Origin of the sequence: Mesotoga sp. HF07.pep.5.2.highcov, assembly GCF_003666285.1 — a bacterium.
Lineage (GTDB): Bacteria > Thermotogota > Thermotogae > Petrotogales > Kosmotogaceae > Mesotoga > Mesotoga prima.
Genome location: NZ_JFHJ01000534.1, coordinates 1 through 1,465 on the forward strand (window position 1 = coordinate 1; position 1,465 = coordinate 1,465).

Annotated in this window: 1 protein-coding gene and 1 pseudogene; both read right to left on the reverse strand. The window is 46.6% G+C overall.

Annotation, left to right across the window (positions count from 1 at the left end; translation table 11 throughout):
- Positions 1-180: 180 nt before the first annotated feature.
- Positions 181-537 (reverse strand): annotated as a pseudogene (locus BG32_RS11475) (sodium/proton-translocating pyrophosphatase); the annotation flags it as partial.
- A 75-nt stretch (positions 538-612) separates the two neighbouring features.
- A partial coding sequence (locus tag BG32_RS11480) for a family 1 glycosylhydrolase (RefSeq protein WP_147434989.1) occupies positions 613-1,465 on the reverse strand: 853 nt, incomplete at its 5' end.

Below are 1,465 nucleotides of genomic sequence, written 5' to 3' on the forward strand. Positions count from 1 at the left end.
GCAGATAATAGCCGAGAAGTCAATTAAAGCTGAATTGGCTTCACTGGGAGTCTACCCGCCTGTATTTGTCGTATCGGCGGTGAAAAAGCAGGGGATTGAGAAGTTATTGATTGCGCTTTTATAGATATTCAGGAAAAGGAAAAAAGGCGGGGGTTCCCCGCCTTTTGTTTTAATTGCCTGTTATTTGAAGACAGCATAAAGAATAACAAGCGGGCTCATCAAAGAGGCAACGAGCGAGATAACCGTTATTAGCATGTTAAGCGAGGGACCGGCAGTGTCTTTGAAGGGATCTCCGACGGTGTCACCATTGACAGCCGCTTTGTGTGCGTCGGAACCGTTCCCACAGAAGGCTCCATCCCCGGTAAATTTCTTTGAGTTGCCGCACATTTCTCCACTGTTAGATATCAAGAGCGCGTCGGACAATCCGGAGAGGATCGCACCACCCAGGAAACCGCCGAGGGCATGTAATCCACCTATGAATGCAGCAGGAAGCGTAATCCCAATCGCTATTAGACTCGGAAGCATTAGCTCCTTTAGAGTTCCGGTTGTTCATATCTCTACGCATCGAGCATAGTCCGACTTGGCCGTTCGCTCTCAGATCTTTCATTTCTGTCAGGAGAGGCTCTCTCGAATGAAATCCCTGAACTTGTCGGCACTACCACGGGGTCTTAGTTCTAGATTTTCCCGCGCCGTTTCGTAAAGCCCGAACTTCATCGAATAACCTTCCTTCCATTCGAAATTATCCATTAAAGACCAGTAGATGTACCCAAACACTCGGGCACCCTTATCCATTGCGCTTCTAAGGCTTTTTAGGGCCGTTTCTATGTATTCCCATCTTCTCTTGTCTGTACCGTCGGCGATACCATTTTCTGTGATTATGATCGGTAATTCATACCTCTTGTAGGCCTTCAGTACTACGTCTTCAATTCCCTGCGGAAAGAATTCGTAACCCATCTCTGTCTTTTCAAATTCATCTCCGACAACGATCTCGGGAAGCGGTTTTGCATACTTAGCAAACATTCGGGTGTAGTAATTTACTCCGAGGTAATCTAGTTTTGAGGATATCCCCGATACTGCTTCTCCGGTTCCGAGAGGTTTAACCATCTTTCCATTCTTCAGGCTGTCCAGAAAGCTGTAGTTGTAAACCCTGTCAAGATACTTGGACACAATTCTGTCTCCAGGGTGGAACGTTCTCAGAGGAAAGAAAGGAATCATGTTTACTGCCACGCCCACCATAGAGAGGGGATTGGACTCTTTTATGACATCATAAGCCTCACTATGAGCGTAAAGTAGATTTGCAAGAACCCTCATCGCTCTCCCCATGTCTTTTATTTCCGGGGGCCATTCTCCCATGAGGTATGACATTACCGCATAAACATTCGGCTCGTTTATTGTCACCCAGTAATGAACATTCTCACCCATAGATGAGACGATTGTCGAGACGAAACGGCGAAAGTAAGGTAGA